1 protein-coding gene is annotated in these 696 nt (G+C 33.0%); it reads left to right on the forward strand.

Annotated elements, in window-relative coordinates; translation table 11 throughout:
• Positions 1 to 192: 192 nt before the first annotated feature.
• Positions 193 to 615: an AAA family ATPase gene (locus NI466_RS15810; protein ID WP_253174009.1), complete on the forward strand. Its 423-nt coding sequence runs from the start codon at positions 193 to 195 to the stop codon at positions 613 to 615.
• Positions 616 to 696 lie beyond the last annotated feature (81 nt).

Below are 696 nucleotides of genomic sequence, written 5' to 3' on the forward strand. Positions count from 1 at the left end.
TCCTGGTCGTTAAAGTGTTTGTTTGCACTCATATTTTAACTGTTAGGACTCAGGTTTTTTTATTTAAAGCAAACTATGGGACAGCAGTGGGGAACTTCCTCCTTTTTTAAGGAGGGTTGGAGTGGATTAAAGTTGTTGATATTGTTTAAAAAAGACCCTACTGTGAAGTGGGGTTTTTTTATTAGGAAATTGATGATGCATCGTATAACAGAAATAAAAATTAGTAACTTTAAATCGTGTCGAGAAACTTTTTTAAAATTAGAATCTTTTACAGCTTTAGTTGGATATAACAACGCGGGGAAATCAAATTTATTAAAGTGTATTGATGCTCTAGTAAGGGGCAAAGCACAAGATGAAAATAGTTTTTATGATCCTAATAAACCAATAGAAATAATTGCTTTGTTAGAGGGAGTAAATGAAGAAAGTTTAGCGCATTTATCAGAGATACAATTTAAAAGCTTAGAACCGTATTTGGAAGAAGGAAAAATTAGAATTAGATTCTTTCAGGAAAAAGCAGGAACTGGTAAGAATGCTGTTGTTATGGGGGTACAGCCTCCAAGTTTAAACAATGATATATGGAATAATCCAAATGGATTACCTCAAGCGAGCCTGTAAATAATTTTGTGTAATTGCTTTTCATAAATTTAAAGGTGATTGCTTAAGCGGTCACCGAATTCAATAATAAAGCGGCTCATG

Source organism: Acinetobacter lwoffii, from assembly GCF_024129595.1.
Classification (GTDB): domain Bacteria; phylum Pseudomonadota; class Gammaproteobacteria; order Pseudomonadales; family Moraxellaceae; genus Acinetobacter; species Acinetobacter lwoffii_O.

Excerpts from the sequence above, each read along its gene's own strand:
- NI466_RS15810 (WP_253174009.1), top strand. The coding sequence starts at position 193 with ATGATGCATCGTATAACAGAAATAAAAATTAGTAACTTTAAATCGTGT.